The sequence below is a fragment of the Brucella sp. HL-2 genome (assembly GCF_025846885.2).
GTDB lineage: Bacteria > Pseudomonadota > Alphaproteobacteria > Rhizobiales > Rhizobiaceae > Brucella > Brucella quorumnocens.
In genome coordinates this window covers 396,877-414,672 of record NZ_JAOYTK010000003.1, presented here as the reverse complement: position 1 = coordinate 414,672, position 17,796 = coordinate 396,877, and the positions used below count along the sequence as shown (strand labels likewise).

Here is a 17,796-nt window from a genome sequence, read left to right as displayed (position 1 = left end):
AGCCTTATGTTGAAACAGTGATCGTGAAATTGGCAGAGTTCAAATTGGCATATTTACCGACGTTCCGCGCCATTGCATTTGCATTGTCCGCTTTTGCTGTGTCGCTTGGGGCGCTGGACGGTTCTTTTGCTCAGGATAACAAACCGAAACCGGTTCAGCCTGCTGCTCAACAGTCGGCCCCCCCTGAAACTCCTGTTCCGGCAGCGGCCGTCCCCGCGCCAACTGCAAATAGCATACCAGTCTCCAGCGTGGTGCAGCAGCAAAAGCCGATCATCAACGATCTCAAGCAGCAGACGAAAACCATCAATGATCAGTTGCAGAAGTCATCCACCAGCGATGAAACGCTGGCCAATCTCAAGCTGCAGCTTGATGGTCTTTCCAAGAAACTGCTTGATGCAGGCGTAGCATTTCGTCCGCGTCTGACCGAAATTAACACGCGACTTGAGCAATTGGGTGCGGCTCCTTCGGGTGATCAACCAGCAGAGCCAACCATTGTTGCAGAAGAGCGTGCGCGCTTGGCTGCTGAAAAAGCCGAAATCAATGCAGTCATCGGTGAGACCGAGGATGCATCGCTATCAGTCAATCAGATGTCGGCAAAAATCGGCAATATGCGCCGTGATTTGTTTGCACAGACACTCTCTCAGCGGGTCAGCCTCGACCTGACGCTTGGTACGGAAGTTACATCCGCTGCGGGCGACCAGATGGTTTCGCTGTGGAGCATTGTAAAATCATGGTGGCGCTTCGTTTCAACCTTCAAGCTGAACTCGTTTCTTGCCGCAGCTTTTTTTGCATTCGTCGCGGCATTGATCATCCAGCTTGGCGCGCGCCGTATGCTTGGTTCTCTCTATGAGCGCGATCCGACAATTGAAGCGCCATCCTATCTGAGCCGCCTGTCCGTGGCTTTCTGGTCAACGGCTATCCCATCGGGTGCGGTTGGTGTTTTCCTCGCCACAACATATTTCTTTCTCAATTACTTCAATGTCTTAAGACCTGATATAGCAGCACTTTTACAGTCGCTCTTTATTGTTCTCGGCATTGTTTTCTTCATTAGCCGGCTCGCGTTTGCCTGTATCAGCCCCTACACACCCGCGTGGCGACTGGTTCCTGTAGCCCCCCGTCCGGGCCGGGTTCTTGTCTGGCTGATTACTGGTATGGCGCTGATCAACGGGCTCGACTCGTTCTTTGGCAAGGTCAATCAAATCCTTTCCTCGCCACTTTCACTGACGATGGCAAAAAGCCTGCTTTCGACTGTGGTAATTGGCGTTTTGATACTGATCATAGCGCTGTTGAAGCCTATTGAGAGAAACGGTGAAGAGGGCGTTCGCCCTTGGCCGAAGGCATTTCGGATTTTCCTGATTATCCTGGGCCTGCTGCCAATCTTCGCTGCGGGTTTCGGTTTTATCGGTCTTGCCCGCTTTGCAGCGCAGCAGATTGTCGTAACCGGCGCTTTCCTCGTGACCATGTATCTCGGTTTCCTTACAGGACGTGCCATTTCGGAAGAGCAGGCTTTTGCTTCCAGCCCGATTGGGCGAGTGATGCGCGACCGCTTTCATTTTGATGAAGCGACTCTCGACCAGATAGGGCTTGCGGTTGGCATTCTCATCAATTTTGTCGTGGCATTGGTCGGTATACCGCTTGTGCTTATGCAGTTCGGTTTCCAGTGGTCAGAGCTGAAAAGCACCTTCTACAATCTGATGACGGGCTTCCAGATCGGAAATATTTCCATCTCGCTGATGGGGATTCTCACGGGTATCGCACTTTTCGTCCTTGTCTATCTGATGACGCGCTGGTTCCAGAACTGGCTCGACAACAGTGTCATGGCACGCGGGCGCGTTGACTCCGGTGTGCGCAATTCGATCCGCACAGTGATCGGCTATGTCGGGTTGGTTCTTGCAGCTCTTGTCGCCGTTTCTGCGGCAGGCTTCAATCTTTCCAGCCTCGCACTGATTGCTGGTGGTCTGTCACTTGGTATCGGTTTTGGTCTTCAGAATATCGTCCAGAACTTTGTTTCCGGTCTGATCTTACTGGCTGAGCGGCCGTTCAAGGTTGGTGACTGGGTTGAAGCGGGAACCGTCAGTGGTATCGTCAAAAAGATCAGTGTTCGTGCGACGGAAGTGGAGACGTTCCAAAAGCAATCGATCGTTGTTCCTAACTCAACCCTTATCAATGGCAACGTCGGTAACTGGACGCTTCGCAATAAGCTCGGACGTATCGATATCAACGTGCAGGCAGCCTATACGGACGAGCCGCGTCGCGTTCACACGTTGCTGCTGGAAATTATCCGCAGCCATCCGTCGATCCTGAAAAATCCGGAGCCGTTCGTAGCCTTTCAGAGCATGACGGACTCGCTGATGATCTTCGATGTCTATGCGCATGTTGCAGATATTACATCGACGGGTGGTATCAAAAACGAGTTGCGATTCCAGATTGTTGAGCGATTCCATGCGGAAGGTATCCAGCTGGCTTCATCTTCCACTGATCTGGTGCTAGGAGTTTCTGAAATAGAGAAACTGTCTGAGCTGGTTAATAAAGATGTCCCGGGCGCTGCAAAAAAGCGAAAGGAAAAGCCATCGGAGCCAGAAAAGGCTGATAAGCCAGAACACGATGACAAGGTCTGAATAAACAGATGCAATTTATGAACATGTCGTTCAGTTGCAGTTCAGTTTTGAAGCTTTATAAATGATCGTGAAAAGGGACAGGCGCACTGTCTCGGAGCAATAAAGCCGATATCTGGCTCGAATGTTCGAAGTGTAGCGGAGCAGGGGAAACGATATGTACAGAACTCAGATCAATTATGCTGGCAAGGTCGCATTTGGTGCAATGCTCGCGATTTCGTTCTCCATACCGAGCCTTTATGCTGCGACCGTTGCCAATAACGACAGCTCAGCACAGACCATCGTTGTCACCGAGGGCGCTTCCAAACGTGAAATGCTTGTTGCACCGGGCGAAACAGTAGATTTTTGCAGCGGTGGTTGCTTTGTAACCTTCCCGAATGGTGATCGTGAGGCGCTGAAGGGCGACGAAACGATTACGATTTCCGGGGGCAAAGTGACTATCCAGTAAGCTGATCGTAATACCAAGACGCTGAGACGCTGGCGCATCAGGTCTTGAAAATGTTCAATTGCCACACGCGCTTACAGCGGTTCCAGTTAATATTGAATCGTTGGAACTGCTGTAACTATTTGTTTTTACGCATTTCCGAATGCAAAGCCGGTTCCCACTTTTGCTGGAATTGCTTTAACCAATATCCTCTGAGTCCCACTTAGCGGATATTGGCATAAGAAATTGAAAAAGCCGGGGTATTGCCCCGGATTTTTTATCAACTACGCGGCTTGAGGCTTTCTGGGTCGTAAAGCGGCTTGTAGCCAATCGACACGACTTCGACGGGGTAGGTCTCGCCGAAATATTCCACGTCGAGCTTGCGGCCTTCCTGACAATAGGACCAAGGCAGATAAGCAAGTGCGATGTTCTTGCCGATGGTCGGGCCGTAAGCAATGGATGAGGTGAACGAACGGCGTCCGAGTTCATCGACCAGTGTTTCGCCGGTTTCAGGGTCCATAACCGGCAGGATACCGACCGGGTAGCGAGCCACACCCTTTTTATCGACGTTCTCGCTCATAACCAGCGTGCAGAGCATAGCTGGCTGATGTTCGCGAGCCTTATATTCAAGGTGTTTGGCCTTACCGCTGAAGTCAGCTTCCTTGACCTTTGGGCGTGCGAGGTCCGCTTCGAGCAAATTATACTCGGTGAGCAGGTCTGCATTCTGAAGTCGAAGGCTTTTTTCCATGCGGCGCGTATTGGCATAGGTTTCAACGCCCACGGCGATTGCGCCGGTGGAGCGCAGCGCGTCCCAGATAGCAAGACCGTCCTCATAGCGCATATGCAATTCCCAGCCCTGTTCGCCAACATAGGAAATGCGGAACGCGGTTACGTCTTTGCCTGCAATACGGATCGGCTTGATGGCCGCAAATGGGAAGTTTTCGAGATCAAGACCTTCAGGATTTTCGACAACCTTCTTGAGATTGTCGCGGGCATTCGGTCCCCAGATTCCGATGGTGACGTATTTTTCCGTTACATCAGTGATGGTAACATCAAAGCCTTTATCTTCGGCTACGCGACGCATGTAATGGAAGTCGCGCGGACCAGCATCGGCGCCGTTGATCATGCGGATACGGTCAGCCATGCGGATCGCAGTGAAGTCGGCACGCACCATACCTTCCTCGTCGAGGAAGTGGGTGTAAATGCCTTTTCCGATATTGGCATCGCCGCCGATCTTTGCGGCACATAGCCATTCCATCAGTTCGACATGATCTGGACCTTCAATGTCATACATGGCGAAATGCGAAAGATTGATGATGCCACAATCGTCGCTCAGAGCCAGATGTTCGGCGTTGGAAATGCGCCAGAAATGGCGGTTGTCCCATTCGTTTTCACGTACCGGAATGCGGTCGCCGTATTTTTCCAGTAGATGTTCATTAGCAGCATAGCCGTGTGCACGCTCCCAGCCGCCAAGCTCCATGAAATGGCCGCCAAGTTCCTTCTCGCGTTCATAGAATGGCGAGCGGCGAATATTACGCCCCTTGGAGAATGGCTCTCGCGGATGGACTGCTGGGTTATAGACCTTCATCGCGGTTTCGGTGCAGCGATCCCAGATGAATTGCTCGGTCATCTGATGCGGATAGAAGCGCGAATAATCGATGGCATGATGATCGATGGAAGTACGGCCATCGGTCATCCAATCGGCGATGAGCTTGCCCATACCGGGTCCGTCCTTGACCCAGATGGCAACCGCATACCAAAGGCCGCGCACCTTCTGACTTTCGCCCATAGATGGACCGCCGTCAGTTGTCACCTGCAGGAAACCATTGAAAGAGTGGCTTTCATTATAGCCCAGCTCTCCAAGGATCGGCGTCAGCTCGATTGCGCGTTCAAGCGGTTCGAGAACTTGTTCCATGTCGAGATCGCGCTGTGATGGCGACAGACGCGCTTCATGCTTTTCAAGAAGATCGCGTGGATGGCAGAGGCGCGGATTGGTTTCCTCGTAATAGCCCCATTCGATCTGACCGCCTTCGGCAGTCTTCGGGTCGCCGGTATCGCGCATATAAGCTGAATTGCCTTGATCGCGCAGAAGCGGCCAGCCGATTTCCTTGCCGGTTCCGGCAAATTCATTGTAAGGGCCAAAGAATGTCAGTGGATGGTCAATTGGCATGACCGGGAGGTCTTCGCCGACCATTTCAGCAATAATACGGCCCCAAAGACCAGCGCAGATGACGACGTAATCGGCTTCAATCGTACCGCGATGTGTGACGACGCCCTTAATGCGACCATTCTCAACAATGAGCGACTGCGCCGGGGTGTTGGCAAAGCTTTGCAGTTTGCCTGCAGCTTCAGCCTGATCGATCAGCTTGCCTGCTACTGTTTGTGAGCGAGGGATGACAAGACCTGCATCTGGATCCCACAAGCCGCCCTGAACGAGACTCTCTTCAATAAGAGGGAACTTCTCTTTGACCTCCGATGGTTCCATCAGGCGGGCGCGTGTGCCAAAGGCTTTGCCCGAAGCCACCTTGCGCTTCAACTCTTCCATGCGGGAATCGTCGCCAACACGCGCGACTTCAATACCGCCGACGCGGGCGTAATGGCCCATCTTTTCGTAGAAATCGATGGAGTAGAGCGTCGTCCAGCACGACAGGAAATCATGGCTGGTCGCATAGCAGAAATCGGATGCGTGCGCTGTGGAGCCAATATCTGTGGGGATGCCGGACTTATCGATACCGACGATATCGTCCCAGCCACGCTCAATCAGGTGATGAACGACCGACGCGCCAACAATACCGCCGAGCCCGACAATGACTACTTTGGCCTTCTTAGGAAACTCTGCCATTTTATGCGATCCCATTTTGTATTTGACGGAATCATAGTGGTTGGCATTGGCCGACAATTGTCATTCTACGACATAATAACGGCGTGAGGCGACCGAAGCTTATTGGTTGTTACACATCGATTAGAATGCGCTGATCTAATCATACGTCAAGCTGACGATTTGAATCAGGGTGTAGGATTATCTGTATGATTTTAAAAGAAAAGCCGCGTCATGAAAGATGCGGCTTCTGAGACAAGAATGGTGGTTAAGCTGCGACGAGCATTTTACGATCTGCTCGCTCCTGCTGCGGCGAACGTCCATAAAGTTCACGATAGCACTTGGAAAAATGCGACGCGGAAACGAAGCCACACGCGACCGCCACTTCGACCACTGGCATGGATGATTGCAGCAACAGATGACGCGCTCTGTCGAGGCGTATTTCCAAATAATAGCGCGCGGGGGAACGGCCCATTTCCTGACGGAAGAGACGTTCGACCTGGCGACGCGATAGGCCAATATTATGGGCCACGTCGATAAGCGCTTCCGGTTCTGAAAGATTGGCCTCCATCATTTCGATGATGGTGAGTATCTTCGAATTCTGAATACCGAGACGTGCACGCAGCGGCAGACGCTGACGATCATGCGGATTACGGACACGGTCGGTGAGAGCCTGTTCGCAAATTCGATTGACCAGATTATCATCGAAATCATCGCCGATAAGCTTCAGCATCATGTCGAGCGCCGCCGTTCCACCTGCGCATGTGTAGATGTTGCTGTCGACCTCGAAGAGATCGGCATAGACCTCGGCCTTTGGAAAGGCTTCTGAAAAGCCGGGCAGGTTTTCCCAGTGAATGGCACAGCGTTTGCCGGAAAGAAGGCCGGCTGCCGCAAGAATGTGCGCCCCGGTACAAAGACCGCCGACCGCAACGCCGCGGTTATATTCCTCTCGGAGCCACGCGAAGACTGACTTGTTGCGGAACTCTTCGACATAGACGCCGGAGCAGACAAACACCATGGATGGGCGTTGTTCGCGCTGCAAAAAGCGGCGCTCATCTTCCAGCGACGCATTGACCGCGCACTCTACGTCATTGGATGCTTTAACCGGTTTGCCATCGGTGGAGGTGAGCCGCCAGCGATAGGCCTCATAGCCCAGCATTCGATTAGCAATACGCAGCGGTTCAATCGCTGTCGCGAATGCGATCATCGAGAAGTCAGGGACCAGAAAAAAAACAATAGACCGCTTAATCGATGAAGCTTGATTCATAGCCTGATCGTTCCCATTCTCGAAAGCCTTTACTGCGGTTCCCGACGCAGTCCAGGCTTTGTGCCTCCGTCATGACATTGGAACCTCGTTCAGGCCCAGTCACCCGGTCGCATTTTGACCGGTTATCCTGTCGCTCCAGCCCGGATTTATAGGGGGTAGGCTATGACGCAAACAGGATAGATATATTGAGACATAGAACTTTCAGATTGCATAGTGCGGCTAAATGCCTGCCGTATATTGGCACCTATATGTCGCTAAATTGAGGGCAGGGCCTATCCTGCCCTCAATTGTCTTTTCGCGCCCCTGTCAGGAAGGCTTTTTTGGTATGCCTGGGAGGCGGTCATCAACGTTTGGCCAGCCGATATCATGCAGGATATGTTCGGGTAGTGCTTCCAGCGCGCGACGGCTGCGCGTGATGCGGCGTTGATAAGCCCATGTGGCGTACAATTGCACGATTGCCGTACGAGCCTGCTCCAAGCGACTTAGAAATGCTGGCAGGTTTGATGCATTTCTTTCCTGCACCACTTCACATTGAATGCTCATTTTCGTTCTCCTGATCAAAAATAGAGATCGAGCGGTTTTTGCAGTCAGAGTGATCTCAATTGTTAGAGAGTGTGCTTCCGTCTTGACGTTCAATCAAACGAAATATAGAAAGGTATAACATCAGAAAAATTGAACTAACAAAAAGCGGAGTCCATTATGACAGCGCCGGTTCAGCATCCACTGCCTATGCTCGATATTGATGTGCTGCGTACATTTGCAGCCATTGCAGATACGGGCAGCTTTTCGGCGGCGGCAAATGTGGTGTTTCGCACGCCTTCAGCCGTTTCGATGCAAATCAAGAAACTTGAGGAACAACTCGGTGTCGCGGTCTTTGAGCGCGACGCTCGGTCTGTGACACTGACCAGCGACGGCGAAGTGCTGCTTGGCTATGCACGGCGTTTGCTTGCTCTCAATCGCGAAGCAGTGGCAAAATTTGTGGCCCCGACCGTTACAGGCGTGGTTCGGCTCGGTTCGCCGGATGACATCGGGGAATGCGTGTTGCCGCTCGTTTTGAAGCGCTTTGCTGAAACCCATCCGGGCGTGACTGTCGATGTGGTGATTGATCAGAGCAGCAATTTGCGCAAGCGGTTGGACGAACGTCGTCTGGATGTGACGCTGATCAATCTTTCGCATACGGTTCCAAGCAAAGGCGATATCGAAGTATTGCTTGATGAGGAACTGGTTTGGGCTGGAGCCAAATGCGGCACCGCCTATCGCCGTGATCCGTTACCGCTTTCGATATGGGAAGAGGGCTGTGCTTGGCGGGGAAATGCTCTGGAAGCTCTTGAGAAGTCTGGCCGTCCTTACCGCATCGCTTATATGAGCTCTCACTCAACAGGCCAGCGGGCTGCGATCATGGCTGATCTTGCGATTGCGCCTTTCGGGAAAACTTTGCTTGGTGAGGGGATTGTTGCGCTAGGCGCCGAACATGATCTTCCGCAGCTTGGACGTTATCAGCTTGGGATGATTATCAAGCCTGATGCGCGACAGCATATCCAAGTGGTTGCCGAACATTTGCGCAATGTATTCGAAGCCTATCGCCGTAGCGGTCGTTTCGATACTTTTCGTAATACGTGAGCGGGTACACAAATCTTGGGAGGTTTTGCCCATTCATTCTCTTGCCAGCGAATAAACCTGCGCTAGTTTCTTATGTGACAGCCGACTAACGGCTTCACCGCCAGAATACCGGGCAACTCACGTCAGGTAGTTTGGGAGGCATATATGGTTGAATTGCTTATCTCAATGGAGAGACTGTTATGAAGCTATCCCGCATTGTCCCCGTTGCAATCGTTCTTTGTGCTTTCACGCTCGCATCTTGCGCGAATACCGTGCGCGGCGTTGGGCGCGACGTTAAAGGCACAGCACATGCTGTGCAGGAAACAGTGGAATAAAGCAAAATGGTCCGGGTTCGTTACCCGGACCATTTTCTTGATAGGCTCCAGTTAACATTGAATTTCTGGAAGCGTTCTATCTATTTGTTTTTGAGAATTTGTCTCAAACAAAACTGCCACGCACTTTTCCTAGAAACGCGTTAATTCTGCAAGAAATAACTCACGGTTATATTCATATCCGGACGGGTTTTGTATGCGATCTTAGTTGTTGTGATTCCTGTTTCAGGGATCTTGATCTGCGCTTCATTGATAAGCGCTTCTATGCGCTCGTTAGGCGTTGCATCTCCAAACCACATCACCAACGTAGGTCTCGCCGCATTTGCTGCGCCAAAAGGCGTTTCAGGATGGATGACCTGAAGCGATGGATCGAACAGGCGGAAGTTCCCGGGTATCTGGGCATTATCCGTAAGTATTGTCTTAAACTCACCCTGATGCTTCACTTCATCGTAAAGCCGCTGATATTCCAGTTGTCCATAAGGCGGCGTGCTTGAGCCATATGTCAGATAATAGGCAAGAATGGGCGGCACGATCAGTGCCGCAACAACGCTGACCCTCGCAAAATCTCTTAGGGCATTACTGCCGGTGCGATAATGCGAAAACCAGGCGGCGGTCGCTGCAGGCAACAAGAACAGCACGGGTTGCAGCCAGCGATCCTTAATATTGTTGACGCCTGCAGCAACCACGCCAAAAAGCACGATCAACATACCGATCACCAGTAGGTGACGCATGAATGTTTCGCCGGGTGTGAATGGTTTTGGCGGCGATGTACGTTCTTTGAAATGAATAAGTGCGATAATGCCAGCAATCGCGAGCGCTACGATTGAAAACAGAAATGCTGCTTCAACGAAACTGCCAACGCCGTGCAAACGATCAGCGAAAAGATCACCGGAAGCGCCGATTTGCAGCTTGGCAGATCGTGCAATGACGCTTGATTTATGCGCCAGCATCCACAAACCAGTCGGCGCAAAGGAAATGCCGAAAGCAATGATTGTGACGAGCGACAGCTTGGAAAGCAGAATTCTTCTATATTTGGGAACAGACAGACCGGTGGCAATCAGCATGACAACGAAAATCGATGCATTGAATTTGCCCAGAATGGCCGCCGTCATGGTAATTCCGAGTACGGCTGCCGAGCCCACATGACGGGAACGCATGTGCCATGCGAAAGCCAGAAAGGCCCAACCACACCCTGCTGTGCCTGCGATGGAATGCGTTAGTGCCCGTTGTGATTCCCAGCCGATCTGCGGAACAAGAAACAGTCCCAGCATTGATGCGGATGCAACAACGCGCGAGAAACCCAGCAGACGCATTGCGCCGAACACGCTGAGGAACAAGCTTGCAAGCATGCCGAATTTGACGATTTGCAGTGTCAGCATAGAGGTGCCTAGCACCGAGGCAGCGATATTTGTTATCCATGTATAGAGCGGAGGCTGCGAGCCGCCATATCCCCAATCAAGATAACCAATATTGGCGAGTTGCTCGGCATCATCAAGGCCTGCACCATTTGACACAAACGTTACCAAAACCGCCTGAAAAGCGAAGTAACAAAGGACAAATAGTACTGCCGTCGGCAGACCGAAGGTATTTTTTCCGGCTGAAGGCGCCGTTATTGGTTTTGTTGTATTCAAAATCTATAGGTCCCAGAAAGAATAAGGTTTTTGTTCGGCTAGCAAGCAGCGGTTAGCTTTCACAGGATTATGGCCTTAATTCAATCGAAGCAGCTAATTCTTATGCAAAAATCACGTATAATTTATGATTAATAACAATGGCAAAAACCGCGCTGCCTCGTCAGGTGCACGGTCTTGCCAAAAACGCATGGCGTTCCCGCCAAACAATACACAGGCGGGAGAGACTGAAGCTCCGGTACGCAGTACCAAATCCGGAGCATCGAGAAGGTTTAACCCGTCTCTTGCTCCCTTTTAGCCCAACATCGTTACCGGACGGTTATCAGATACTTAAGCAAATCTAAACAAAGCAAGTTTTTTCGCTTTTCCGGAGAAAAACTGCATCAGTCTCCAGTTTTGGTTGCGCGTAGAAAGTTGATGATACTGGAAAAATCTTCTCCGCCATGACCGTCTTTGTCAAAGCGGCTGTACAGTTCTTCCGCGTGTGCACCCAAGGGGGTGGCTGCACCAGAGCTTTTTGCGGCTTCCTGTGAAAGCTTCAGGTCTTTCAACATTAACGCTGCGGCGAAGCCGGGTTTGTAATCACGATTCGCTGGCGAGTTTGGCACTGGGCCGGGTACCGGGCAGTAGGTTGTCAGCGACCAGCACTGACCTGACGAAGTTGAGGCCACGTCGAATAACGCCTGATGGGAAAGGCCTAGTTTTTCCGCCAGAACAAACGCCTCGCTGACACCAATCATGGAAATGCCGAGGATCATGTTGTTGCAGATCTTGGCTGCCTGTCCCGCACCATCGCCACCGCAATGCACGATTTTGCCAGCCATAGGTTTGAGAATTGGCTCTGCTTTATCAAATGCACCTTCTCTGCCGCCTGCCATGAAGGTGAGGGTGCCTGCTGCAGCTCCGCCTGTTCCGCCCGATACGGGTGCATCAACGGAAAGGTGCCCGTGTTTGGCTGCGATCTCATGGGCCTTGCGCGCCGAATCAACATCAATTGTCGAACAATCGATGAAAACTGAATCTTTTCGGGCTTTAGGCGCGATGTCTTCATAAACGGAAAGAACATGTTTACCCGCAGGCAGCATGGTGATGACCGCGTCGACATCAGCGACGGCTTCAGCTGCGCTGGCGGCGATTGAAAGGCCGTTCGCTTTCGCTTCTTCCAGATGCGCTGCCAATAAATCGAAGCCAACAACTTGATGCCCGGCTTTCACCAGATTTGCGGCCATTGGACCGCCCATATTGCCGAGGCCGATGAAAGCGATAGTGGCCATGATTTCCTCCTTAGAAGCATTTGAGCCAAAAGTGCGAAGCGGTTTTGCATTGGATAATGCGTAAAAACAAAAAGTTAGAGCGGTTCCGACGATTCAGTCCCAACTGGAACCGCTCTAAAGTATATGTATCAGCGTCCGATCATCTGGCGCGCGATGATAACGCGCATGATCTCGTTGGTGCCTTCCAGGATCTGGTGAACGCGCAGATCGCGGACAAGCTTTTCGATGCCGTAATCGTGCAGATAGCCGTAGCCGCCCAAAAGCTGCAGCGCATCATTGGTGACATCAAAGCCTGTGTCTGTCACAAAACGCTTAGCCATAGCGGACCATTTGCCTGCATCGTGGGTTTTGCGGTCGAGTTTGCTCGCGGCGGTGTAAAGGAGCTGGCGTGCCGCAGACAGCTCTGTTTCCATGTCGGCAAGCCGAAATTGCAATGCCTGAAAACGATCAATCGTCTGGCCGAATGCTTTGCGCTGGCCTGAATACTCAAGTGCCTTGTTAAGAGCTGATTGCGCGCCGCCCAGCGAGCAAGCGGCGATGTTCAGCCTTCCGCCATCAAGTCCGGCCATCGCAATCTTAAAGCCAGTACCTTCATCGCCCAAACGATTGGCGACCGGAACGCGGCAATTATCGAAGATGACTGTTCGGGTGGGCTGCATATTCCAGCCCATTTTGTGCTCGTTTGCTCCAAAAGACAGGCCGGGTGCATCTTTCGGCACAACGAGAGTGGAAATTCCTTTCGGGCCGTCCTCCCCGGTACGCACCATAGTCACGTAAAGGTCAGTCGCGCCTGCGCCCGAAATGAACTGCTTGGTTCCGTTGATGACATAGTGGTCGCCGTCGCGCTCGGCACGCGTGCGAAGGGCTGCTGCGTCGGAACCGGAACCAGGCTCGGTAAGACAGTAGCTTGCGAGCGTTTCCATAGATGTAAGTTTGGGCAGGAACATCTGGCGCTGGTTTTCATCGCCAAATGTGTCGATCATCCATGCAGCCATATTGTGTATGGAAATAAACGCTGAAAAAGCAGGACAAGCTTCGGCCAAAGCCTCAAAAATAAGGACTGCATCCGAGCGCTTGAGCGCTGAGCCGCCAACATCGTCGCGGACATAAATGCCGCCCATCCCCAGAGGGCCGGTTTCTTTAATGACGTCTATGGGAAAGTGTTTGTCACGATCCCATTGCAGCGCATGAGGCGCTACAAAATCGGCAGCAAAACCACGCGCCATCTCCTGAATAGCGAGTTGGTCTTCGTTGAGTTCGAATTGATTCTGGTCCGCCGTATCCATGGTTTCCTCCCTATGAGCACCGCGCTTCCTATGGCGACTAGACCACAACCTTGTCAGACTGCCAACGCCCTATTGGAATAATGTTGCTCACTTTTGTAATAATCGGATGCGCATTTTTGCATATAAACTTGCGGAAAGGAGCAGCGATTGCCAGTCGTAGAAACTTGGGATAGGCACGGGGCATGACACGCGCGATCATGTTTCAGGGAACGGGTTCGGATGTCGGCAAAAGCGTGCTTGTTGCAGGTCTTTGCCGGGTTGCTCGCAATCGCGGACTGAAAGTCCGGCCATTTAAGCCACAGAATATGTCCAATAATGCAGCCGTCAGTGACGATGGCGGCGAAATTGGCCGCGCACAGTGGCTGCAGGCATTGGCCTGCGGTGTACCATCATCTTTTCACATGAACCCGGTTCTTTTGAAACCGCAGACCGATATGGGCAGTCAGGTGATTGTTCAGGGGCAGGTGCGGGGCGAGGCACGCGGCCGCTATTATCAACAGTTGAAGCCGCAACTGATGGCGGCGGTCATGGAATCTTTCGCAAAGGTCAGCGACGGTGCTGATCTTGTGCTGATCGAAGGGGCCGGTTCGCCTGCCGAGATCAATTTGCGCGCTGGTGACATCGCCAATATGGGCTTTGCGACGCAAGCCAATGTGCCGGTAGTGCTGGTGGGTGACATTGACCGGGGCGGGGTGATTGCCTCACTGGTCGGCACGCACACAATTTTGTCAGAAGAAGACCGTGTGATGGTGCGTGGGTTTCTCATCAATAAGTTTCGCGGTGATATTTCGCTGTTCGATGATGGCTTGACTGCGATCACAGACTTTACCGGTTGGCGTTCTTTCGGCGTTGTCCCGTGGCTCAAAGCAGTGTCGCGTTTGCCAGCAGAAGATTCGGTCGTGCTGGAACGGGCAACGCGCGGTGATGCCAAGGCGCTGAAAGTAGCAGTGCCAATGCTGCCGCGTATCGCCAACTTCGATGATCTGGACCCACTTAAGGCGGAAGCACAGGTTGAAGTTGTCATGGTTCCGCCTGGTCAGCCTTTGCCCAATGACGCAGGCCTTGTCGTTCTGCCGGGAACAAAGTCCACGATAGCCGATTTGATTGCCTTCCGAGAAAACGGCTGGGAGCGTGATCTTCATGCTCATGTGCGACGCGGGGGGTATGTTCTTGGCATTTGTGGCGGGTTTCAGATGCTTGGAAGCCGCATCAGTGATCCTGACGGTATCGAAGGGCAGGTTCGCGAGATTGAAGGGCTTGGATTGCTCGATGTTGAGACAGTCATGGAGCCGGAAAAAGTAGTGCGCAATGTCGCGGCTCGCTCGATGCTTTTTGATACAGCCCTTGAAGGTTACGAAATCCATATAGGCCGCAGCATAAGCAGCACGGGGAGCGCAGATATTATTCGACCGTTTGCCCGGATAGATGACCATGATGACGGAGCGGTATCAGCGAATGGCCGGATCATGGGCACTTATCTGCATGGTGTGTTCGGTGCCGATGCATACAGACACCAGTTTCTGGCTTCTCTCGGCGTCAGTGGTTCGGGCATAAACTATCGCGCGAGCATAGAAGCAGCACTTGATGAGCTGGCCGACGGATTGGAGCGGTGTCTCGATATCGATGGGCTGTTCGCACTCGATTGACGCCGTCATAGCGAAAGCCTAGTGTCCTTTTACGCAATAGGTTTTTGCCGGGACGAATCTCGGCAATACCAAAAGGGAATGCGACGGACGGACCCATATCGGGCGTCTTTATCGCAGCCGACCCCGCGACTGTAGAACGGAGAGGGATGAGACAGGCCGGGCAACCGGCAACCACTGGAAACCATCGACTGGTTTCTGGGAAGGTGCTTCACTCCTTACGACCCGTGAGCCAGGAGACCTGCCTGCTGCGTGAAGGACATTGTGTCCGTACCCCATGGGAGGTTTTCCCAGCTGCCTGCACGGAGGTTGTCATGGCTGCGCGTAAAGAAAATTCACTTTCAACTACCCTCCCTCTACCCCTTGCTGCTCGTCTTGGTACGGCGGTGGTGTCGCTTATGCTCGGCGCGTTCCTGATCTACGGCGTCGGTCTTGCGCATTCAGATACGCTGCATGATTCGGCGCATGACACGCGTCATTCCTACGGCTTTCCCTGCCACTAAGCTGCTCGATCAAGCTTGTACGATTTGGTGCATTGAAACGCTCGATGGTGGACGGCCATCTGAGCGAAATTGTTGTTGAGGGTATGAAATGTTGATCCGTTATTTGTTGGCTACGCTTGCTGCGGGCCTTTTGGCTGGGCTTTTGGTCACGCCTGCGATGTATCTAAAGACTGTGCCGCTGATCATTCAGGCGGAAACCTATGAAGACGCCGGTGGCGGTCATAGCCATGGTGATGTGGAAGCTGCCGCGCCACATGATCATGCTGCTGCTGCGCCTGCAGCCAGCGAAGGCGAAGAAGCTGGAGCCGAACTGCCATTTGGCCGTCTCGGCAACACGGTTCTTGCCAATCTTGTCGCGGGCGCAGGCTTTGCGCTGTTGCTTGGCGGTGTTGCATTGCTGCTTGGCCGACGTATCACGCCGCAAAACGGCATTTTCTGGGGGATGGCCGGTTTCTTTGCGATCGCATTTCTGCCAGCTCTTGGGCTTTCGCCGGAATTGCCGGCTATGCCTGCTGCAGATTTGGCGCAACGTCAGCTCTGGTGGCTTTCAACAGTCGTTCTGAGCGGTGTCGGCATTTATTTGCTGGTTCTTCGCGGCGAGGTCATTTCCAAGATCCTTGGTCTGGTTCTGATCGTTGCGCCGCATCTTTACGGCGCGCCGCATCCTGAAGATATTTCCTCGCCAATTCCATCGCTGCTTGCCTCGCAATATGCTGTCGCGTCTCTTGCGACCAATCTCTTCATGTGGGCGGTAATCGGCCTGGCACTTGGCTGGTTCATTCAGACTTACGCAAAATCGGAAGTCGAAGGCTGATAAACATGGCTTCGCCCGGAAATGAAAATGCGAAAATCACATTCGTTCTTGGCGGAGCCCGCTCAGGAAAATCGTCGTTTGCGGAGACAATGGTCGAGACGTCCGGGCTTCAGCCTGTTTATCTGGCGACAGGACGTGCGTTCGATTCTGAAATGGAAAGCCGTATCGTAACGCATCGCGACCGGCGTGGTCCGCAATGGCAAACGCAAGAAGAGCCGCTTGATCTTGTGGGCGCTCTTGAAAAACATACAGGTAATGACCGCTTCGTGCTGGTTGATTGCCTGACGCTCTGGATCACCAACCTGATGATGGCAGAGCAGGACATCGCGAATGCAACTGATGTTCTCGTTGCCACACTACCAAAGCTTTCCGGCCCGGTTGCCTTCGTCTCCAATGAGGTAGGGCTGGGCATTGTGCCGGAAAATCGTATGGCGCGTGAATTTCGCGACCATGTCGGTTTTTTGCATCAGGCGGTGGCTACAGCGGCAGATGAAGTTTATTTTCTGGCGGCAGGATTGCCGCTCAAAATGAAGGGATAATTCGATGCATGGTCAGAAGATACCGGCAACCGTGATCACGGGATTTTTAGGTTCTGGCAAGACAACGATGATCCGCAACCTGTTGGAAAATGCCAATGGCAAGCGGATTGCGCTCATTATCAATGAGTTTGGTGATCTGGGCGTTGATGGCGGTATTTTGAAAGGTTGCGGCATCGAGACTTGCCGCGAGGAAGATATCATTGAGCTGAACAATGGCTGCATCTGCTGCACCGTGGCAGACGATTTTATCCCAACAATGACCAAGCTTTTGGATCGTGCAGATCGTCCTGATCATATCGTCATTGAAACTTCGGGTCTTGCCCTGCCGCAGCCGTTGGTCGCAGCCTTCAACTGGCCGGAAATCAAGACACAGGTCACAGTCGATGGTGTGGTGACTGTGATTGATGCTGCAGCCGTTGCCGAAGGTCGTTTTGCTGACGATCACGACAAGGTCGATGCGCAGCGTGCGGAGGACGAATCTCTTGATCATGAAAGCCCTTTAGAGGAACTTTTTGAGGACCAGATTCATGCGGCTGACCTCATCGTTCTAAATAAGTCTGATCTTATCGATGCGGCTAAGCTTGATCAGGTGAAAGCGGATGTGGCAGAGCGTTCATCGCGCCGCGTCAACATGGTGCCTGCAAGTTTCGGCAAGCTCGGTGCCGATGTACTGCTCGGTCTTGGTGTGGGCACGGAAGACGATATTGCCAATCGCAAATCGCATCATGAAATCCATCATGCTGATGGTCATGAGCATGATCACGATGAGTTCGAGAGCTTTATTGTTGAGGCCGGATCGGTTGCCGATCCAAAGGCTTTTGCAGAAAAGCTAAAGACTGTCATCGCCGATCACAATGTTCTGCGTCTTAAGGGCTTTGTCGATGTACCGGGCAAGCCGATGCGTTTGGTTGTGCAGGCAGTTGGTCCGCGTATTGAACATTATTTCGATCGCCCATGGGGTGCTGGTGAAGAGCGCAAAACGCGCCTCGTCGTCATCGGTCTACATGACATTGATGAAGTGGCAATTGCCGAAGCGGTGAAAGACGCCGCTTAA

At 52.5% G+C, this 17,796-nt stretch carries 15 protein-coding genes and 1 riboswitch; of the genes, 9 read left to right on the top strand and 6 right to left on the bottom strand.

The annotated features are described in order from the left end of the window. The first annotated feature begins 44 nt into the window (after positions 1 to 44). Entirely contained in the window at positions 45 to 2,618 is a 2,574-nt protein-coding gene (locus OIV19_RS07885; RefSeq protein WP_264231142.1) for a mechanosensitive ion channel family protein, read from the top strand. A 154-nt stretch (positions 2,619 to 2,772) separates the two neighbouring features. Then, a complete protein-coding gene (locus OIV19_RS07880) occupies positions 2,773 to 3,063 on the top strand; it encodes a hypothetical protein (RefSeq protein ID WP_264231141.1) in 291 nt (96 codons plus the stop codon). A gap of 256 nt (positions 3,064 to 3,319) precedes the next feature. Here the strand turns inward: OIV19_RS07880 and OIV19_RS07875 are convergent, their stop codons facing one another. The 3 genes from OIV19_RS07875 to OIV19_RS07865 all read right to left on the bottom strand — a co-directional run bounded on the left by OIV19_RS07875 (position 3,320) and on the right by OIV19_RS07865 (position 7,667). Continuing rightward, on the bottom strand, positions 3,320 to 5,881 hold the full coding sequence (locus OIV19_RS07875) for a GcvT family protein (protein ID WP_264231140.1): 2,562 nt from the start codon (positions 5,879 to 5,881) through the stop codon (positions 3,320 to 3,322). Positions 5,882 to 6,125: 244 nt separating this feature from the next. Continuing rightward, entirely contained in the window at positions 6,126 to 7,124 is a 999-nt protein-coding gene (locus OIV19_RS07870; RefSeq protein WP_264231139.1) for a GlxA family transcriptional regulator, read from the bottom strand. Positions 7,125 to 7,430: 306 nt separating this feature from the next. Beyond that, positions 7,431 to 7,667, bottom strand: coding sequence for a DUF1127 domain-containing protein (locus OIV19_RS07865; RefSeq protein WP_151093796.1), 237 nt, complete (start codon positions 7,665 to 7,667; stop codon positions 7,431 to 7,433). 156 nt (positions 7,668 to 7,823) lie between these two features. Here OIV19_RS07865 and OIV19_RS07860 point away from each other — a divergent pair, with 156 nt between their 5' ends. Both OIV19_RS07860 and OIV19_RS07855 read left to right on the top strand, forming a co-directional pair. Continuing rightward, positions 7,824 to 8,744, top strand: coding sequence for a LysR family transcriptional regulator (locus OIV19_RS07860; RefSeq protein WP_095446883.1), 921 nt, complete (start codon positions 7,824 to 7,826; stop codon positions 8,742 to 8,744). A gap of 179 nt (positions 8,745 to 8,923) precedes the next feature. Then, positions 8,924 to 9,058 carry an entericidin A/B family lipoprotein gene (locus tag OIV19_RS07855; protein WP_007875604.1) on the top strand — a complete coding sequence of 45 codons (135 nt, stop codon included), beginning with the start codon at positions 8,924 to 8,926 and terminating at the stop codon, positions 9,056 to 9,058. 140 nt (positions 9,059 to 9,198) lie between these two features. Here OIV19_RS07855 and OIV19_RS07850 read toward each other — a convergent pair whose 3' ends face one another. The 3 genes from OIV19_RS07850 to OIV19_RS07840 all read right to left on the bottom strand — a co-directional run bounded on the left by OIV19_RS07850 (position 9,199) and on the right by OIV19_RS07840 (position 13,243). Further along, on the bottom strand, positions 9,199 to 10,569 hold the full coding sequence (locus tag OIV19_RS07850) for a glycosyltransferase family protein (RefSeq protein ID WP_264231138.1): 1,371 nt from the start codon (positions 10,567 to 10,569) through the stop codon (positions 9,199 to 9,201). 497 nt (positions 10,570 to 11,066) lie between these two features. Beyond that, a complete protein-coding gene (gene mmsB, locus OIV19_RS07845) occupies positions 11,067 to 11,957 on the bottom strand; it encodes a 3-hydroxyisobutyrate dehydrogenase (protein WP_264231137.1) in 891 nt (296 codons plus the stop codon). A 128-nt stretch (positions 11,958 to 12,085) separates the two neighbouring features. Beyond that, positions 12,086 to 13,243, bottom strand: a complete 1,158-nt coding sequence (locus OIV19_RS07840) for an isobutyryl-CoA dehydrogenase (protein ID WP_264231136.1) — start codon at positions 13,241 to 13,243, stop codon at positions 12,086 to 12,088. Between the two features lie 182 nt (positions 13,244 to 13,425). On the opposite strand from OIV19_RS07840, the gene OIV19_RS07835 reads away from it, so the two are divergent. The 5 genes from OIV19_RS07835 (at position 13,426) to cobW (ending at position 17,796) form a co-directional block, all read left to right on the top strand. Then, entirely contained in the window at positions 13,426 to 14,889 is a 1,464-nt protein-coding gene (locus OIV19_RS07835; protein ID WP_264231135.1) for a cobyric acid synthase, read from the top strand. A 21-nt stretch (positions 14,890 to 14,910) separates the two neighbouring features. Continuing rightward, positions 14,911 to 15,149: riboswitch (cobalamin riboswitch) on the top strand. A gap of 51 nt (positions 15,150 to 15,200) precedes the next feature. Next, complete coding sequence (locus OIV19_RS07830; protein WP_095446878.1) at positions 15,201 to 15,389, top strand: CbtB domain-containing protein; 189 nt, start codon at positions 15,201 to 15,203, stop codon at positions 15,387 to 15,389. An 88-nt stretch (positions 15,390 to 15,477) separates the two neighbouring features. Further along, the gene (locus OIV19_RS07825) at positions 15,478 to 16,203 is read left to right on the top strand and encodes a CbtA family protein (RefSeq protein ID WP_095446877.1); all 726 of its coding nucleotides are present in this window, start codon (positions 15,478 to 15,480) and stop codon (positions 16,201 to 16,203) included. A 5-nt stretch (positions 16,204 to 16,208) separates the two neighbouring features. Next, positions 16,209 to 16,742, top strand: a complete 534-nt coding sequence (gene cobU / locus OIV19_RS07820; protein WP_095446876.1) for a bifunctional adenosylcobinamide kinase/adenosylcobinamide-phosphate guanylyltransferase — start codon at positions 16,209 to 16,211, stop codon at positions 16,740 to 16,742. A 4-nt stretch (positions 16,743 to 16,746) separates the two neighbouring features. After that, positions 16,747 to 17,796 (top strand): cobalamin biosynthesis protein CobW, encoded by a 1,050-nt coding sequence (gene cobW / locus OIV19_RS07815; protein ID WP_264231134.1) that lies wholly within the window; start codon positions 16,747 to 16,749, stop codon positions 17,794 to 17,796.

Coding starts and splice junctions, on each gene's coding strand:
- cobU (WP_095446876.1), top strand. CDS start 16,209: ATGGCTTCGCCCGGAAATGAAAATGCGAAAATCACATTCGTTCTTGGC.
- OIV19_RS07870 (WP_264231139.1), bottom strand. CDS start 7,124: ATGAATCAAGCTTCATCGATTAAGCGGTCTATTGTTTTTTTTCTGGTC.
- OIV19_RS07840 (WP_264231136.1), bottom strand. CDS start 13,243: ATGGATACGGCGGACCAGAATCAATTCGAACTCAACGAAGACCAACTC.
- OIV19_RS07855 (WP_007875604.1), top strand. CDS start 8,924: ATGAAGCTATCCCGCATTGTCCCCGTTGCAATCGTTCTTTGTGCTTTC.
- OIV19_RS07835 (WP_264231135.1), top strand. CDS start 13,426: ATGACACGCGCGATCATGTTTCAGGGAACGGGTTCGGATGTCGGCAAA.
- OIV19_RS07865 (WP_151093796.1), bottom strand. CDS start 7,667: ATGAGCATTCAATGTGAAGTGGTGCAGGAAAGAAATGCATCAAACCTG.
- OIV19_RS07825 (WP_095446877.1), top strand. CDS start 15,478: ATGTTGATCCGTTATTTGTTGGCTACGCTTGCTGCGGGCCTTTTGGCT.
- OIV19_RS07880 (WP_264231141.1), top strand. CDS start 2,773: ATGTACAGAACTCAGATCAATTATGCTGGCAAGGTCGCATTTGGTGCA.
- OIV19_RS07860 (WP_095446883.1), top strand. CDS start 7,824: ATGACAGCGCCGGTTCAGCATCCACTGCCTATGCTCGATATTGATGTG.
- cobW (WP_264231134.1), top strand. CDS start 16,747: ATGCATGGTCAGAAGATACCGGCAACCGTGATCACGGGATTTTTAGGT.
- mmsB (WP_264231137.1), bottom strand. CDS start 11,957: ATGGCCACTATCGCTTTCATCGGCCTCGGCAATATGGGCGGTCCAATG.
- OIV19_RS07830 (WP_095446878.1), top strand. CDS start 15,201: ATGGCTGCGCGTAAAGAAAATTCACTTTCAACTACCCTCCCTCTACCC.
- OIV19_RS07875 (WP_264231140.1), bottom strand. CDS start 5,881: ATGGCAGAGTTTCCTAAGAAGGCCAAAGTAGTCATTGTCGGGCTCGGC.